Origin of the sequence: uncultured Kluyvera sp. (assembly GCF_902485085.1) — a bacterium.
Lineage (GTDB): Bacteria > Pseudomonadota > Gammaproteobacteria > Enterobacterales > Enterobacteriaceae > Kluyvera > Kluyvera ascorbata.
Genome location: NZ_CABTJS010000140.1, coordinates 1 through 16,592, shown reverse-complemented (window position 1 = coordinate 16,592; position 16,592 = coordinate 1). Strand labels below are relative to the sequence as shown.

Sequence of the window (16,592 nt, the reverse complement as noted above, 5' to 3'; positions counted from 1 at the left end):
ATAGGATACGCAAAAGTCCGGATAACATAACCGTTATGTTACCCGGGCTATTACGCTACTGACTAGCGCTTTAGTAACGAATTTGCGCCAGCTGCTGCAGCTGCTCCGGCGTGGCTACCGGTAGATGGAAGAAATCCAGATAGGCCGGGATCATTTCAAACAGCATGTCAGTGCCGCGCTGTACCGGGCATCCCCGCGCGATAGCGGCCTGTAGAAACGGCGTGTACTCCTGCTTCATCACCACTTCGCCAACAAAGGTACCGGGAGCAATTCGGTCCATGTCCATCGGCAACGGGTCGCCGGGAGACATGCCGAGCGGCGTGGCATTCACGACCAAATCGTGACCCTGTGGGTCGCAGGACATCACCGTCAGCTTAAGCTGCGGATAATGTGCCTGAAGGCGATGTGCCAGCGCCCTGGCCGTGCTTTCGCGCGTATCATAAAGCGTCAGAGCATTGACACCCGCCGCGGCAAGCGAGGCGGCAATAGCCGACCCCACGCCGCCGCAGCCCGTCACCAGCGCACGCGCACCGGTCGTGCGGAAGCCTTTACGTTGAATCCCGCGAACAAAACCATCGCCATCGAACATATCACCGGTCAGCGTGCCATCAGCTTCCCGCCGAATGGCGTTGCACGCGCCTGCAATTTCCGCGGTGGGACTCAGGCGGTCGACCAGCGCACAGGTGGCAACCTTATGCGGCATTGTCACCAGCGCACCGGCAATATTTGTCAGTGAAAAGAGCGTTGGGATAAGCGCCGCATAGTCTTCTGGCTTTACGCCCATCGGAACCACTTTGACATCGACGTCCTGATTCTCAAACCAGGGGTTGTAGATCATCGGTGCTTTAAAACTTTCGGTCGGGTACCCCAGATGAGCAATTAACCGCGTATGCCCACTAATTTGCATGACGACTCTCCTGCTCCGGCAGATCCAGCTCGATACGCTTCACGTCGCCGAGGATAAACAGATAGGCCACCACCCCGAGAAGCGCCGCCCCGCCGATGTAAATCAACGCGTAGAAGAAGCTACCGAATGCGGCGACGATAAAACCAATCACCAGCGGCGTGAGGATCCCCGCCAGATTAGCGCAGAAGTTGAACAAACCGCCGGTCAAACCACCCAGCCCTTTTGGCGCCATATCGGAGATCAGAGTCCAGCCCAGCCCCACCATTCCCTGCCCGAAGAAGGCGAAGGACATCACCATGATGACCGCCGTATCGCTGGTCAGCCAGTTAGCGCTGATAATGCAGCTTGCCATTAACAGGCCAGCAATAATCGGCAGCTTACGCCCGAGGTTGGCGTTTCCGGTCGCTTTGAGCAGCTTGTCAGATACCCAACCGCCGAACATGACGCCGCCCGCAGCGGCCAGGAATGGCATGATGGCGAAGAAGCCCACCTTAATCCACGGCATGTGACGTTCTGTCGCCAGATAGGTCGGGAACCAGGTAAGGAAGAAGACCAGCACGGTATTACCTGCAAACTGACCGATGCTGGCCCCCACAATCTGACGTTTGCGCAACAGTTGACGCACCAACGGCCAGCTAAACACTTTGCGCTGTTCCGCGCCGGTCGTCATGCCGCCGCCCGCAGTAATATAGTCGCGCTCCTGGTCGCTCAGACGCACGTCTTCATGCGGTTCCCGGTAGTTGCGCCACCAGATCAACGCAAACACAATCCCTACCACCCCCACGGTGATAAACAGCGTACGCCAGCCGAAGCCATCCATAATCCAGAACAGTAGCGGCGCGAAGCACGCTAAGCCCAGATATTCCCCGACGGTATAGACCGCCGTCGCTTTGGCACGCTCGTGTTGAGGGAACCAGGCGCTCACCACGCGGCTATTGACCGGGAAGCACGGCGCTTCGCTGATCCCAAGACCAAAACGACACAACAACAACGACTTGAGCCCAACGGCAAACCCGTGGAACAGCGTAAACAGAGACCAGAAGCCCAGCGCCAGAAAATAGGTCACCTTATTGCCAAAACGGTCGAGAAACATACCTCCGGGAATCTGCGCCAGCGCGTAGGTCCAGGCAAAGGCGGAGAAAACAATCCCCATCACCGCCGCGCCGATACCCAGCTCTTGGGTCAGTTGCGGTGCGGCAATGCCGAGCACGGTGCGGTCAAGATAGTTAATCATTGTCCCGACGGCCAGCAGCGCCAGAATGCCGATGCGCCGCCGGGTACGGGGGACCGCGTTAACCGCCTCAGCGGTAGCCACGCGATTATGGCCAAGTGAGTTCATAGTGTTTACCTGTCGTTGTTGAGTGCAGATGAATGTTATTTTTATGGTCTATCGTGTGACGCTAGCGTACCAGGTGGTTCAATTCAGTGCGCTAGCGGTATTGCATAGCCGAGAGACGAACGGCAGCATTGACCGCGCCATACTGCGTATAGCCGTTGCGTCTTTCGGTTAATTCAAAAAAGAAGCGTCCTTCGCTGAAAGGCCAGGTGTAGCGATGTAAAAATTCGCCGCCCGTGGCATCGCGGTCGTACAGTATTTGCTGGCGCTGCATGAGGGTAACCTGCTCCGGGCCGCCAAAACGCGCCAGCAGATCGTCATAGTAGTTTGCCGGTACGGGCAAAGAGAGCGAGTCCGCCAACGGCTGTTTGTCCAGTAGCCCCGGCAGGTCATGGCAGGCAAACGCGGCATGCTGGAGCCCTGCGCCCTGATAACAGGCAACGGAGCGAGCAATCTGCGTGGCCCGGCTTTGCGAGATATTCAGCGCGAGGCGAATGTTACCCTGCGGGCTTTGCACCGCCAGGCTGCGCACCAGACCGTAGGGGTCTGGCATCGTCTGTTCATGTTCAAGGGTAAAGCCTAATACCGCCCGGCAGAACATCACCCAGTTATCCCGGCTGTCGGCTTCCATCCCTAATGCCAGATGATCAATCCCCAGCAACGCCCCCTGCGTCGCGTCATCGGTCAGGTTAAAGTCCTGGCGGTAAATATCCTGGTGTCCTTCAACCAGATAGATAAGGCTGCCATCCGGCGCGCATACCGCAGGAATAGCGCTCTCATTTGGCCCCACCTCGCCTTGCCATGTCGCGTAACCAAAAGCTTTTGCCCGCGCCACAATCGGTGCGCTTGCGCTCACCCGTAGCGCCATTGCGCACAGAGATACGCCGTGACGCTGATAGAAATGATCCGCCCAGCTATGCGGTTGATAGTTGATTATCACTCTCGCACCGCCGTTGCTCCACAGCGCCACCTGTTTTGAACGGTGCATACCCGCAAGCGTAAAGCCCATGCCGCTGAGCATGGCGCTCAGTTTTTTTGCTTCTGCGGGGCTTGCGGCAAATTCAATAAACTCGGTGCCTTGATAGGTCGGTAGATTGGCGGACTGGAACAAGTCAGCGTCGGTATCGCCAAGCGCGTTGCGCGTCTGTTCTTCTAGCCATAGCAGAGAACGATAGCCATCTTTGGCCGTTGCGCCGTTCGGCGAGGCACGGAAACCGTCATTAAAGATCTCCAGCGACCACGGCCCGCGATAGCCTAAGCGAGTAAGCTCACGCGTAAACTCCACCAGCGGTAGCTCGCCCTGGCCTGGGAAGCAGCGGAAATGGCGGCTCCATTCGAGGACGTCCATTTTCATCAGCGGCGCATCGGCCAGCTGCAGGAAGGTAATTTTATCGACCGGGACTTCATGCAGGCGGCTGAGAGAGTCACCGAGCGACAGAATATGGAAGCTATCGAGAACAATACCGAGCGCCGGGCTATCCACCGCTTTTACTCTTTCCCACGCCTGATACCAATGGTTGACGTGCGTGCCCCAGGCTAACGCTTCATAGCCAATGCGGATATTTTCCTGCTCAGCAAGCGTCGCTAATGCGCGCAGATCGGCTATCTGGAGTTCGACATCAGCGGAACAGTCCGCCTGAACGTTACTGCACAGCAATAACGTGTCGCAGCCCAGTTCATGCATCAGCGCAAACTTGCGTTTAGCGCGTTCGAGGTTTGCCGCAAATTGTGCGCGAGTACCGCCTTCAAAATCACGAAACGGCTGAAATAAAGTGATTTTAAGCCCCAGATCGTCGGCCATGCTACGGACATCCGCAGGCGTACCGGTATAATAGAGCAAATCATTTTCGAAGATCTCAACACCCTGATAGCCTGCCGCTGCAATTGCGCTCAGTTTTTCAGGCAGGGTTCCAGAAATAGACACGGTAGCAATTGAACGCAACATAGTTTCACCAGGCTTTTACGGTAACGGTGGGATGAATATGAATCATTTGGTTCGTAGACGCCAGATTTGGTTGCCAAATTGTGATCATTGTGTGTATTTTTTGTGCCCTTGGAAAAGTTAACAGGAGTTGTTATGTCCGCCATTGCTCAAGATGAAGCCCAGTCGCTCAAGAACCGTATCTTCACCGCTGCAATTACCGTGTTTGCTGAGCATGGGCTGGCGGGGGCCAGAATGGAACAGATTGCCGGGGAAGCGCAAACCACCAAGCGTATGGTGGTTTACTACTTTAAAACCAAAGAGCAACTGTACCAGGCGGTTCTTCAATATGTCTATTCGCGTATCCGTGAAACGGAGCAGCAGTTAGGGCTGGAGAATCAACCACCGGTCGAAGCGCTGGTGCAACTGGTGAAGTGGAGCGTGCGTTACCACGCCGAGCATGCGGATTTTATGCGGATTATCTGTATGGAGAACATGCAGCGCGGGAAATGGCTGCTGGCATCAGGCGACCTGAAACGACTCAACAAAAGCGCCCTTTCGCTGCTTGAGCACATTCTTCATCGCGGTCAGGTGCAGGGCATTTTCCAGCCTGAAATTGAAGCCCGTGACGTCCACCGTCTCATTAGTAGCTTCAGCTTTTATCAGGTTTCCAACTTTTATAGCTTCAATAGCCTTTATCTGGACGGTCCACTTCCAGACATTGATGATGAAGCGCTCATTACCCACCACAGCGAGCTGGCAGTAAAAGCTATCCTGCGCTTCGTCATCGCCTGATGATGATTTTTTTAGGCGTTGTTACTGCCCTGAAAGCGCAGTTACCACCTTTTCCATCGCTTCGCGCGTCAGCTCGGAGCGCTGAATTTTGCTATTAGCCAGCGCGGTACGGACGACGCCAGCAATCACGATATGTTTCGGTTCCTGGCCTAAATCGCGCATTTCCAGCACCACTTTGCCCACCACGCGGCACATTTCTTGGTATAAAACGTCGTCTTTTGCCTGATTTCCCATCATTTACGCTCGCTAATTTCCATTAATAATCAAATCATTATTGATTCTATTGCCGGATAAAGCAAATCAACGATACCGCAAACAACGGCTCTGGCGACGTTGTTGCGCATCTTTACTGTTACGCTTTCACAAATAATTCGTTTTTATTTTGTTAATTAGCCTAATTTGATTTTGAAACGGCGTTTTTATTTTCTTTTTGCAACATTCCATCGTATAATCTGCGGCGTTTCTTTCTTGAATGGTTTCAGCTCATTGAACTGCATTAATAAACGATTAAAACATCGCCTATTTAACTATGCTGAACCTCTAGCACACTTTCCTCTGCACGCTTTTTTTATGTCACCTATCCTTATGGCGTGGCATCGCAACTTTCGTAATACAGGTTTAACTCCGTGGCCGTGCGCGCATGGAGCGAGAATTCAAAATCCCAATCCTTCTCAATCTCAACTTAAAGACTAAGACTGTCATGAAAAAGACCAAAATTGTTTGTACCATCGGACCGAAAACCGAATCTGAAGAGATGTTAGGCAAAATGCTTGACGCTGGCATGAACGTAATGCGTCTGAACTTCTCCCACGGCGACTATGCTGAACACGGTCAGCGCATCAAGAACCTGCGCAACGTGCTGAGCAAAACCGGTAAGAAAGCCGCTATCCTGCTGGATACCAAAGGCCCAGAAATCCGCACCATCAAGCTGGAAGGTGGCAACGACGTTTCCCTGAAAGCTGGCCAGACCTTCACTTTCACCACCGACAAATCCGTTATCGGTAACAACGAAATCGTTGCTGTCACCTACGAAGGCTTCACCACTGACCTGACCGTGGGCAACACCGTACTGGTAGACGATGGTCTGATCGGTATGGAAGTGACCGCTATCGAAGGTAACAAGGTTATCTGTAAAGTGCTGAACAACGGTGACCTGGGCGAAAACAAAGGCGTTAACCTGCCTGGCGTTTCTATCGCACTGCCAGCACTGGCTGAGAAAGACAAACAAGACCTGATCTTTGGTTGCGAGCAAGGCGTTGACTTCGTTGCGGCTTCCTTTATCCGTAAACGTTCTGACGTTGTTGAAATCCGCGAGCACCTGAAGGCGCACGGCGGCGAAAACATCCAGATCATCTCCAAAATCGAAAACCAGGAAGGCCTGAACAACTTCGACGAAATCCTCGAAGCTTCTGACGGCATCATGGTTGCTCGTGGCGACATGGGCGTTGAGATCCCTGTAGAAGAAGTTATCTTCGCGCAGAAAATGATCATCGAGAAATGTATCCGTGCACGTAAAGTCGTTATCACTGCGACCCAGATGCTGGATTCCATGATCAAAAACCCACGCCCTACCCGCGCAGAAGCAGGCGACGTAGCGAACGCCATCCTCGACGGCACCGATGCAGTCATGCTGTCCGGCGAATCCGCTAAAGGTAAATACCCGCTGGAAGCTGTGACTATCATGGCAACCATCTGCGAACGTACCGACCGCGTTATGACCAGCCGTCTGGACTTCAACAACGACAGCCGTAAACTGCGCATCACTGAAGCAGTGTGCCGTGGCGCCGTTGAAACTGCTGAAAAACTGGACGCACCGCTGATCGTGGTTGCTACCCAGGGCGGTAAATCTGCACGTGCTATCCGTAAATACTTCCCAGATGCCACCATTCTGGCACTGACCACCAACGAAACGACCGCGCGTCAGCTGGTGCTGAGCAAAGGCGTTATCGCTCAGGTTGTCAAAGAAATCAACTCTACCGATGATTTCTACCGTCTGGGTAAAGAAGTCGCTGTAGAAAGCGGTCTGGCTCAGAAAGGTGACGTTGTTGTCATGGTTTCTGGCGCGCTGGTTCCAAGCGGAACCACCAACACTGCGTCCGTACACGTACTGTAATAATCTACATACTTATTATAGTTTGCTTAAAAAAGCGCCCTCAGGGCGCTTTTTTTATACACTCAGATAACTGGGCTCAATAAAAAATCAAATAGGCTGTCACTATTTAAACTCGGATTATCTAAGATGAATCCGATGGAAGTTCCCTGTTTTCACACACTTTTTCGCTGCAAAACCCCAAAGTCGATGCTTCTTTGAGCGAACGATCAAAAATAAGGGAAAACGCATAAAAAAATATTCTCAATATAAAAAAGTTTGTGTAATACTTGTAACGCTACATGGAGATTAACTCAATCTAGAGGGTATTTATAATGAATCGTACTAAACTGGTACTGGGCGCGGTAATCCTGGGTTCTACTCTGCTGGCAGGTTGCTCCAGCAATGCTAAAATCGATCAGCTTTCTTCTGACGTTCAGACTCTGAACGCTAAAGTTGACCAGCTGAGCAACGACGTGAACGCAATGCGTTCCGACGTTCAGGCTGCTAAAGACGACGCAGCTCGTGCTAACCAGCGTCTGGACAACCAGGCTCACTCTTACCGTAAGTAAGAGTTCTGGTAATAAAAATGGCGCACATTGTGCGCCATTTTTTTTGCCTGCGATTTGCCCCGCTCTACTGCGTTACCTTCCCTGATGACGTTTCTGCGCCAACCGTTTCATTCCGCGCACTGTTCTGCACCGACAGCACCGGCTCAGCCGCAGAAGCCGTTCCTTTCCCCGTAGAGATAATCACCGGATAACCGGCACGACGCGACAGCGTTTTCTTCACCTGATCTTCGCTCACGCTCGCCTGCTGAACGAATTGCTTAAAGCCAGGGGATAACGTCATCTTCATGGTTTGCGTGTCCTGTGCTTCGTTCTGCGACAGTGGACGATGCACTTCCAGATAGCGAGAGCCATCCGGCTCTACAGCATATTTAACCGGTTCGTTGATAACCCTGACCGGCGTTCCGCTGCGCACCTGGGCAAACAGCGCTTTGATGTCTGGCGCGTTCATGCGTATACAGCCCGAGCTGACGCGCAGTCCGACGCTGTCCGGCGCGTTAGTACCGTGAATAAGATATTCACCGTTGCCGTACGCCAGGCGCAGCGCAAAGAGCCCCAGCGGGTTACCGGGCCCTGCGGGAACCACTGCTGGCAGCGTGACGCCACGCTCCAGTGAACGCGCACGGATACCCGCCGTGGGTGTCCAGGTTGGGTTTGGAATTTTCTGCCCAACTCGCGTGGTCATTTCCGGCGTTTCCAGCCCCTGAAGACCTATACCAATAGGATAAACCTGTACCTGCTGCTCTCCCGGCGGGAAGTAATAGAGGCGCAGTTCAGCGAGATTCACCACAATGCCTTCGCGCGGCACATCCGGCAGCAGCATTTGCGACGGGATAGTCACGACGGTTCCAGGTCTTGGCACTGGTGCAATCGTGTTGTTGGCTTCGAGGATCAGCATCGCCGCAGTATCAAAGCGTCGGGCGATGGCCTGTAGATTCTTATCACCGTCCTGAACAGTGTAGGTTTGGTTCTGGCCGATTAAACGACTGTTGGCAGGGGGTAACGGGTAGTCAACGGCCCAGGCGCTAGAAATGGCGCTGAGGGCTCCTAAAATGCTGAGTGCTAAGAGGGACGCGCGCTTCATATCTGGATTCCTTATTCATATTCACTGACAACGTGCCAGAAAGCTGAACCACCAGCGTGGCGGGCTCAGACCCGCCTTTCGTAACAGAATGAAAGCTGTCTATTTGATATTAGCTAAAACTCGCTGCTTGCGTACGAATTGCCCGAATCATCGCTTCCAGCCCCTGGGAGCGTGAGGGAGTCAGGTGCTGCGCCAGCGCCAACTGTTCAAACCAGGGGCGAACATCGAAGGCCTGAACGTCGGCGGCGGTCATTCCATCGTAAAGGATAAACACCACGGCAATCAAGCCTTTAACAATAGCGGCATCGCTATCGCCCTGTAGCGTGATTCTTCCCAGCTCATCACGCCCCATTACTATCCACACCTGGCTTTGACAGCCCTGAATGATATGCTCCGGGCTGTGCTGTTCCGCGCTGAGCGGCGCCAGGCGCTGGCCCAGTTCGATGATATAGAGGTACTTTTCTTCCCAGTTTGCGCAGCGCTGGAAGTTGCGCAGCAGTTTGTCTTTATCCGGTAAAGCCGCCATTGTTGCTCCCTGTTAACCCAGTAAACGACTAATGCGCTGTAATCCTGCGACCAGTCTGTCGACCTCTTCTACGGTGTTGTACATCGCCAGCGAGGCACGGCACATTGCAGGAACCTGATAAAACGCCATCAGCGGCATCGCACAGTGGTGTCCGGTACGCACGGCGATACCGTAATTGTCGAGAAAACTGCCCACGTCATAAGCATGATGTTTGCCGAGATTAAAGGCTATCACCCCACGACGCTCAGCGGGACCGTAAAGATGCAGATCAGGCACGGTGGCCAGCGCGTCCAACGCATAACGCATCAGCGTCTGTTCATATTCATCAATCGCCGTCAGCCCCAATCCGTTCACGTAATCCAACGCCGCCCCCAGCCCGATAATACCGCCAGTATTAGGCGTACCCGCTTCGAAGCGCCAGGGCGCTTTGGTCCAGGTAGTACCTTCGGTCAGGCTGACGGTAGCTATCATTGAACCGCCCCCTTCCCACGGTGGCATTTCCTGAAGAATCTCGGCTTTGACGTACAGTACGCCAATCCCGGTCGGGCCATAAAGCTTATGACCGGAGAAGGCATAGAAGTCGCAGTCAAGCGTCTGCACATCAACCGGCAGATGCATCACCGCCTGCGCCCCGTCCACCAGCACCTTCGCACCGTGGCGATGTGCCAGAGTAATCAGGGCCGGCAGCGGATTCTCTGTGCCCAATACGTTAGAGACCTGCGTGACCGCCAGCAGCCGGGTACGTTCGTCAAACAATGCCTCTACGGCATCAAGCTGCAGCGTACCGTCAGGGGTAAGAGGAATAACCCGCAGCTCCGCCCCGCTGCGCGCGCAGAGCATCTGCCAGGGTACGATATTGGCGTGATGCTCCATAGCGGTGATCACGATATTGTCACCCGCTTTGACGTTACTGTTCCCCCAGCTATTCGCCACCAGGTTAATCGCTTCGGTGGTGCCGCGCACAAACACAATCTCTTCGGCGCTGGCGGCATGGAGGAAGTGCGCCACTTTGTGACGTACGTCTTCCATGCGCTGCGTGGCTTCAGCGCTTAGCGTGTGGATCCCGCGGTGAACGGCGGCATAGCCGTGACGATAAAAGGTGGCTTCGGCGTTGATCACCTGCTCCGGTTTTTGCGCGCTGGCGGCCGAGTCGAGATAAACCAGCGGCTGACCGTGAACCTCACGAGCCAGCACCGGAAAGTCACCACGAACCTGTTGTACGGAAAAAGTCATTGTTTACCTCCTGCCAGACGCAGCCCAATACGCGTCAGCACATACTGCTTAAGCGGCTCAAGGGCAATGGCATCGGTCAGCCCAGCGGCAAACGCATAGAGGATGATTCTTTTCGCTTCCTCTAATGCGACCCCGCGTGAGCGTAAGTAAAAGAGCTGTTCGTCGTCGATACGGCCTACGGTGGCACCGTGGCTGCACTTCACGTCATCCGCGTAGATTTCCAGCTGCGGTTTGGTATCCACTTCCGCCAGACGGCCAAGCAGCAGGTTGTTGTTAGTCATCTGCCCGTCGGTTTTGATCGCGTGCGGTGCTACGGTAATCACACCGTTAAACACCGCCCGGCCCTTATCGTTAACGATGGTTTTATGCAGCTGACGGCTGTTGCAGTAGCCCTGATTGTGCTCAAGCCAGGTGCGGGTATCGCATACCTCGTTACCCACCGGCATCGATAGGCTGTTCACCCGAAGGGTGCTGTTTTCACCGTTTAGCTGCGTGCTGGTGTGATGGCGCGTGACCGCCGCGCCCAGCAGGAAGCTGTGGCTGAAGGCCGAGGCGTCGCGTCCCAGGCGAAGATCGTTATGGGCAAAGTGGTAACTCAGGGCGTTTTCAACGTTTAGCTTAAAATGATGAAGCTGCGCATTGTCCGCCACCTCCGCGGTCAACCTTGCACCGGTAAAATGGCGCGCTGCATTCAGACTAACGTACTGTTCAATCACCGTCGCCTGCGCCCCTTCCGCCAGCCGCAGGTGATGGCGATAGTGCACGGTGTTCATCTCATCAGAATCAAGTCCACGAGTAATATGCAGCAGCAGCAGCGGTTTTGCCGGATGTTGGTTACGCGCCACCTGAATATGGGTCACGCTGGTCGCCAGCCCTTCGGTCAGGTGGAGAAAGACTTCGCCGTGAACCGCTTCCGGCAGCGACTGACGCAGGTTATCGATCGTTACCTCAAATCCGCTCACCGATAAATCGTCGCTCAGACGGGCATCGAACTGCCCATCAACAAATACCAGACGGTAAGCATCCAACGCCACCGCGTGGGCATCACGCTCTTCTTCGGTTAGCGCGGGCAGTGCCGGAGCAACGAAAGTGCTGGCAAGCAGTTTATCCAACGAGGTGTATTTCCAGTCTTCATCCTTACGTGTCGGCAAACCCAGCTTTTGTACTTGCTGGAGGTGCTGCTGTGCCTGAGGCGAAACGTTGCCGCCCCGCGACTGGAACAGCGCCTGCCACTGTTGCAGCGCGCTACTGTTGTTCGCTAAGCCAGCCATAGCCCTGCTCCTCCAGTTGTTTCACCAGACGGAAGTCGCCGGATTTAACAATTCGCCCCTGATAGAGCACGTGCACCACGTCAGGCTTGATGTAATCCAGAATGCGCTGGTAGTGGGTGACGATGATAAACGCCCGCTTGCCGTCGCGCAGTGAGTTCACCCCGTCGGCGACGATTTTCAGGGCATCGATATCCAGCCCGGAGTCCGTTTCATCAAGGATACAGAGTTCCGGTTCCAGCACCGCCATCTGTAGAATATCGTTGCGCTTTTTCTCCCCGCCGGAAAAACCGACGTTGACCGAGCGGGTCAGGAGATCCGCAGGCATCTTCAACAGATCGATTTTATCTTCCATCAGATCCTGGAAATCAAAACGATCGAGCGGCTCCTGGCCCCGGTGCGCACGGACCGAGTTCAGCGCGGTTTGCAGGAAGAACTGATTGCTGACGCCCGGGATCTCAACCGGATACTGGAAGGCCATGAAAATGCCCTCTCCCGCGCGCTCTTCAGGTGACAGCGCCAGCAGGTCATTTCCTTTAAAGCTGACGGAACCACCGGTGACGGTGTAATCTTCACGGCCAGCCAGCGTCGCGGAGAGCGTACTTTTCCCCGAACCGTTCGGCCCCATAATGGCGTGCACCTCACCCGGACGCACGTTCAGGTTAACGCCGCGCAAAATCGCTTTATCGTCAACCGAGACCGCTAATTCTTTGATATTCAACATATCGTTTCCCTTAATCCTTAACCGACGCTGTGCTCAAGGCTGATAGCCAGCAATTTTTGCGCTTCCACGGCGAATTCCAGCGGCAGCTCCGAGAAAACATCTTTACAGAAACCGTTCACAATCATTGAGATAGCGTCATCTTCGCTAATTCCTCGCTGCAAACAGTAAAACAGCTGATCTTCCCCGATACGTGAGGTTGTGGCTTCATGTTCCAGCTGCGCGCTGTTGTTACGGCACTCAACGTACGGGAAGGTATGCGCGCCGCAGTCAGGCCCAATCAGCATGGAGTCGCACTGGGTATAGTTACGCGCATTGGTCGCCGTCGGCATGATTTTCACCAGCCCGCGATAGCTGTTCTGGCTATGCCCGGCAGAGATCCCCTTCGAGATAATGGTCGAACGGGTGTTCTTACCAATGTGGATCATTTTGGTGCCGGTATCGGCCTGCTGATGACCGCTGGTCAACGCCACCGAGAAAAACTCACCAACCGAGTTATCACCACGCAGGATGCAGCTTGGGTATTTCCAGGTGATCGCCGAGCCGGTTTCCGACTGCGTCCACGACATCTTGCTGTTTTCCCCTTCACACAGCGCACGCTTGGTGACAAAGTTGAGGATCCCCCCGCTGTTGTTGTCACCGGGGAACCAGTTTTGCACGGTGGAGTATTTCACCTCGGCATCTTTATGGATGATCACCTCAACAACCGCCGCGTGCAGCTGGTAGCTGTCGCGTACTGGGGCGGAACAGCCTTCGATATAGCTGACGTAGCTGCCTTCATCGGCAATCAGAATCGTCCGTTCAAACTGACCCGTTTTTTCGGCGTTGATGCGGAAATAGGTCGACAACTCCATCGGGCAGCGCACCCCTTTCGGGATGTAGATAAAGGTGCCGTCCGAGGCCACCGCCGCATTCAGCGCGGCGAAGAAGTTATCGTTTTCGGGCACGACAGTACCGAGGTAGCGCTGGACTAGCTCAGGATGATCGTGGATCGCTTCGCCGAAGGAACAGAATATGATCCCCTGCTCGCCTAGCTTTTCGCGATAGGTAGTGGCGACCGAGACAGAGTCGAAAATGGCGTCCACCGCCACCTCTTTGCCTTCGCGTACCGGAACGCCGAGCTGGTTGAAGGCCGCTTCAACTTCATCGGTCAAAAAGCTGCTGGCCCCGGTTTGCTGCTGCGAACCGGGCTCGGAAGCGCAGGTATCATCGCAGTTACCGCAGGACGGCGCGGAGTAATAGCTGTAGTCCTGATAGTTCAGCGATTGATAGTGGGCTTTCAGCCAATGCGGCTCTTCCATCTGAGTCCAGGCATGGTACGCCTTCAGGCGAAATTCGAGCATCCACTCGGGTTCATTGCGCCGGGCCGAGATGGCTCTCACCACCTCTTCGTTGATGCCTTTCGCCAGTTCGTCGGTCTGTAGTTGGGTAAAAAACCCTTCTTTATAGTTCAGCGGGCCACCGGCCCAGGTCTGGACATCGTCACTTGCATCAGTATTGCGCGTCATTATGTACCGCCTATACCCCGAAGCTTTCGCCGCAGCCACATTCGTTCTGCGCCTTCGGGTTATGATATTTAAACAGCTGGTTCAGGCCTTCCCGCACGTAATCCACTTCCGTGCCGTCAATAAACGGCATCGCGCTTAAAGGCACCCACAGCTTCGCGCCGTCGGCTTCGAACAGCAGATCGTCTTTATCCGGCTCGTTGACCGCGTCCAGCACATAGCCGAAACCCGCACAGCCGGTCTGCTTCACTCCGAGTCGAACGCCCTGAATACCGGGCTGTTGTTTTACCAGCTCACGGATATGCGCCGCCGCAGACGGAGTCAGCGTAATACCACGCCAGCTGACGTCGTTCGGATCGAAAGTTCCTGAATGCAAATCCATAGGTCTACCTCATCAGTGGAGCTACAAAGGGATAACGCTATGTTAGTGATAATGATTATCACTTCAACCCGCGCCGCGTGGGGGTATTCGCGGTTTTCCCTTTATAAATGCCTTTTTATAAGCATAGACCCTGCGACAAACGCCGAATGAGATAGATTTATTTTTACAGTGCTTTGAAAAATAATGGATTTATTGAGGATGATAGGTGGGTTGGCGAGATGAGCTAAAGATGCATAGCCAATGCCTATTTATTAAATCGGTTTTTCGACTTTCTGTGAATCAGGCACTTAGAGCATTATCAACGGGTTAGCAAACCACTGTCAGGACATGTAGGAGGCTTTTAGCGCCCCAACTACGCCCCGGCAAAAATCCCAATACCTTTTGGTCAAGGAAAATGCCAATAAACAAAGTAAAATCAACATGCTAAATGTTCCTTACTGCCCTACCACTCGGTCGAAAACGACGTCCTATCTATACGCAGAAGGCTTGCCATACCTCCAGGTGTAGGTGGCTATGATGCTGCAGAAACGTCTGCCAACCGTGGCCTTCTATTCGTCCACATCAACTTGCCGAATCTCAAAAATATAGATTGCATGAAAGCAGCATTTTTATAACCCAGTTTTTTCAGTATCGTCGCACGGTGTTGATAGATTGTTTTCGCCGCTTTGTCCGTCATAAAAGCGATTTGGGCAATAGAGAAGCCCTTAGCAAGATAGTTAAGGATAAGGGCTTCAGTTGGTGAAAGCCGTACGTAGTATGCAATCCCTTCCATCGACCGCTCTGTCGCCGCAGCTCGCAAAACCTGTGAGAAGCAGTCGCGACTCTTATTAATATTGATAACACGGTCACCAGCAGCCCAAAGAGGATATACCATTCCCGTATCGTGACCTGTCAGCCATACTATCCGATCAATGCAGTTCGAATAAATAAAAGAGATGAAGTTATCACTTTTACCCTCAAGAAGAATATTGCCGTCTACAAATATCATTTTCTGTTGATTAAAGTCGATGCGTTCATCTATATAGTGGAATACATCAAAGTCTTTAAGAGAAAGTTTTATCCCCTGGTAAAGCCAATAGTTATTCGTGTACACAACTATTAGATTGCTTTTTGTGCTGGTGAACGCTGGATTTATTTTATTATCCTCAATTAAAGTGCGCTAAAATTTGCCAGTATCTTCCTGATGTAACCTAACGTTCTCCGGTCTTCACCTTTCTCGTAAATTCGACGACTTCACGCACAAATGCAACATCAACGAGATAGCCGTTGTTTTCTACCCGCATAAACAGATCATCTGACACATTGAACCCACCCAGGATGACTTTCAATTCTCTCATAACCAACCACAGACGTTGACTCGAAGAACTCAACCCATATTTGTCCCAGATATTTATTAGCAACTCCTGATCGGTAATTATTTTACTACCTGACTTTAGCAATAAATATTCAAGCAAGCGTGCTTTGGTTGTTCTGAGTGGAATACTTTTCTCACTGCCATCTAAAGAAATCAAGGTTTTATTTTCTACGGAATAATAAAGTCTATTATCAATTCTATATCCAAGAAGCTTAATATTATTATCCACCGCCACCCCGTGTGTTATATTCTCGTTTTCAAGATTACCGAGGCGCAATAAGAGTTACAATTACATTTTCAAACGCAAAACAATCAATACAAAACACTACAAAGAAGTACAACTAAAGACATTAAATTTGTTAAAATTTATATTCTTAGATAATTAATCCATTTCATAGTAGAGGATACCGCTTATGGGGTACTCAAAGAAAGGCTTAGAATTAAATATGTGGTCTTCGATTTTTTTCATTAAAATTGATGTAGATCAATTTTAATGATGCGAGTAATACATGAGATTATTGATCGTGTACATTTATTCATCAGTTTATTTACACCTGTTTTTTTCAACCCTTCATCTATTCGCATCCATTTCTACTACTCATCAAAGAGTCTCTTGATCGTTTTTCAACCGTGTAGACAAATCAGCAACGCGCGGTAAATCATCGTGAACATAGACACCTGAAAACTTAATCAATAGAAATATTTCGTTTAGCGATAACGCTCTTTCGAGCTGATAAGCTCCTGCGCAAAGACACACCATCACTGAACATATTGCAACCATTGAGATTGACCTGCTCCCCGTTGATTAGTACACCCCGATGTTAGTAATGTCTTCATAAGCCACATGAGGACATCCCCATGAAGAAGCGTTTTTCCGACGAACAGATCATCAGTATTCTCCG

General features: G+C 52.4%; 16 protein-coding genes. 3 read left to right on the top strand and 13 right to left on the bottom strand.

Annotation, left to right across the window (positions count from 1 at the left end; genetic code table 11):
• Window positions 1-70 precede the first annotated feature (70 nt).
• The 3 genes from RDN66_RS16630 to RDN66_RS16620 all read right to left on the bottom strand — a co-directional run bounded on the left by RDN66_RS16630 (window position 71) and on the right by RDN66_RS16620 (window position 4,188).
• The gene (locus RDN66_RS16630; protein WP_202217895.1) at window positions 71-907 is read right to left on the bottom strand and encodes a shikimate dehydrogenase; all 837 of its coding nucleotides are present in this window, start codon (window positions 905-907) and stop codon (window positions 71-73) included.
• Window positions 897-2,246, bottom strand: coding sequence for an MFS transporter (locus tag RDN66_RS16625; RefSeq protein ID WP_202217894.1), 1,350 nt, complete (start codon window positions 2,244-2,246; stop codon window positions 897-899). Before RDN66_RS16625 ends, RDN66_RS16630 begins: the two co-directional genes overlap by 11 nt.
• A 91-nt stretch (window positions 2,247-2,337) precedes the next feature.
• The gene (locus RDN66_RS16620) at window positions 2,338-4,188 is read right to left on the bottom strand and encodes a bifunctional sugar phosphate isomerase/epimerase/4-hydroxyphenylpyruvate dioxygenase family protein (RefSeq protein ID WP_202217893.1); all 1,851 of its coding nucleotides are present in this window, start codon (window positions 4,186-4,188) and stop codon (window positions 2,338-2,340) included.
• Between the two features lie 132 nt (window positions 4,189-4,320).
• On the opposite strand from RDN66_RS16620, the gene RDN66_RS16615 reads away from it, so the two are divergent.
• Window positions 4,321-4,959, top strand: coding sequence for a TetR family transcriptional regulator (locus tag RDN66_RS16615; RefSeq protein ID WP_202217892.1), 639 nt, complete (start codon window positions 4,321-4,323; stop codon window positions 4,957-4,959).
• A gap of 21 nt (window positions 4,960-4,980) precedes the next feature.
• Here RDN66_RS16615 and fumD read toward each other — a convergent pair whose 3' ends face one another.
• Complete coding sequence (gene fumD, locus RDN66_RS16610) at window positions 4,981-5,193, bottom strand: fumarate hydratase FumD (protein WP_035896833.1); 213 nt, start codon at window positions 5,191-5,193, stop codon at window positions 4,981-4,983.
• Between the two features lie 466 nt (window positions 5,194-5,659).
• On the opposite strand from fumD, the gene pykF reads away from it, so the two are divergent.
• Both pykF and RDN66_RS16600 read left to right on the top strand, forming a co-directional pair.
• Complete coding sequence (pykF, locus tag RDN66_RS16605) at window positions 5,660-7,072, top strand: pyruvate kinase PykF (RefSeq protein ID WP_308538031.1); 1,413 nt, start codon at window positions 5,660-5,662, stop codon at window positions 7,070-7,072.
• Between the two features lie 311 nt (window positions 7,073-7,383).
• Window positions 7,384-7,620 (top strand): major outer membrane lipoprotein, encoded by a 237-nt coding sequence (locus RDN66_RS16600; RefSeq protein WP_002908860.1) that lies wholly within the window; start codon window positions 7,384-7,386, stop codon window positions 7,618-7,620.
• 64 nt (window positions 7,621-7,684) lie between these two features.
• Here the strand turns inward: RDN66_RS16600 and RDN66_RS16595 are convergent, their stop codons facing one another.
• The 9 genes from RDN66_RS16595 to RDN66_RS16555 all read right to left on the bottom strand — a co-directional run bounded on the left by RDN66_RS16595 (window position 7,685) and on the right by RDN66_RS16555 (window position 15,919).
• Window positions 7,685-8,701, bottom strand: a complete 1,017-nt coding sequence (locus RDN66_RS16595) for a L,D-transpeptidase family protein (protein ID WP_202217890.1) — start codon at window positions 8,699-8,701, stop codon at window positions 7,685-7,687.
• A gap of 109 nt (window positions 8,702-8,810) precedes the next feature.
• Window positions 8,811-9,227: a cysteine desulfuration protein SufE gene (gene sufE / locus RDN66_RS16590; RefSeq protein ID WP_035897133.1), complete on the bottom strand. Its 417-nt coding sequence runs from the start codon at window positions 9,225-9,227 to the stop codon at window positions 8,811-8,813.
• 12 nt (window positions 9,228-9,239) lie between these two features.
• Window positions 9,240-10,460, bottom strand: a complete 1,221-nt coding sequence (sufS, locus tag RDN66_RS16585) for a cysteine desulfurase SufS (protein WP_202217889.1) — start codon at window positions 10,458-10,460, stop codon at window positions 9,240-9,242.
• Window positions 10,457-11,731, bottom strand: coding sequence for a Fe-S cluster assembly protein SufD (sufD, locus tag RDN66_RS16580; protein ID WP_202217888.1), 1,275 nt, complete (start codon window positions 11,729-11,731; stop codon window positions 10,457-10,459). Before sufD ends, sufS begins: the two co-directional genes overlap by 4 nt.
• Entirely contained in the window at window positions 11,706-12,452 is a 747-nt protein-coding gene (gene sufC / locus RDN66_RS16575; protein WP_202217887.1) for a Fe-S cluster assembly ATPase SufC, read from the bottom strand. The genes sufD and sufC overlap by 26 nt, the downstream gene beginning before the upstream one ends.
• Before the next feature lie 17 nt (window positions 12,453-12,469).
• Window positions 12,470-13,957: a Fe-S cluster assembly protein SufB gene (gene sufB / locus RDN66_RS16570; RefSeq protein WP_308538030.1), complete on the bottom strand. Its 1,488-nt coding sequence runs from the start codon at window positions 13,955-13,957 to the stop codon at window positions 12,470-12,472.
• Between the two features lie 10 nt (window positions 13,958-13,967).
• Window positions 13,968-14,336 carry a Fe-S cluster assembly scaffold SufA gene (sufA, locus tag RDN66_RS16565; RefSeq protein ID WP_035897146.1) on the bottom strand — a complete coding sequence of 123 codons (369 nt, stop codon included), beginning with the start codon at window positions 14,334-14,336 and terminating at the stop codon, window positions 13,968-13,970.
• A gap of 511 nt (window positions 14,337-14,847) precedes the next feature.
• Window positions 14,848-15,429, bottom strand: coding sequence for a helix-turn-helix transcriptional regulator (locus RDN66_RS16560; protein ID WP_202217885.1), 582 nt, complete (start codon window positions 15,427-15,429; stop codon window positions 14,848-14,850).
• Between the two features lie 97 nt (window positions 15,430-15,526).
• Window positions 15,527-15,919: a hypothetical protein gene (locus RDN66_RS16555; protein ID WP_202217884.1), complete on the bottom strand. Its 393-nt coding sequence runs from the start codon at window positions 15,917-15,919 to the stop codon at window positions 15,527-15,529.
• Window positions 15,920-16,592: the final 673 nt, after the last annotated feature.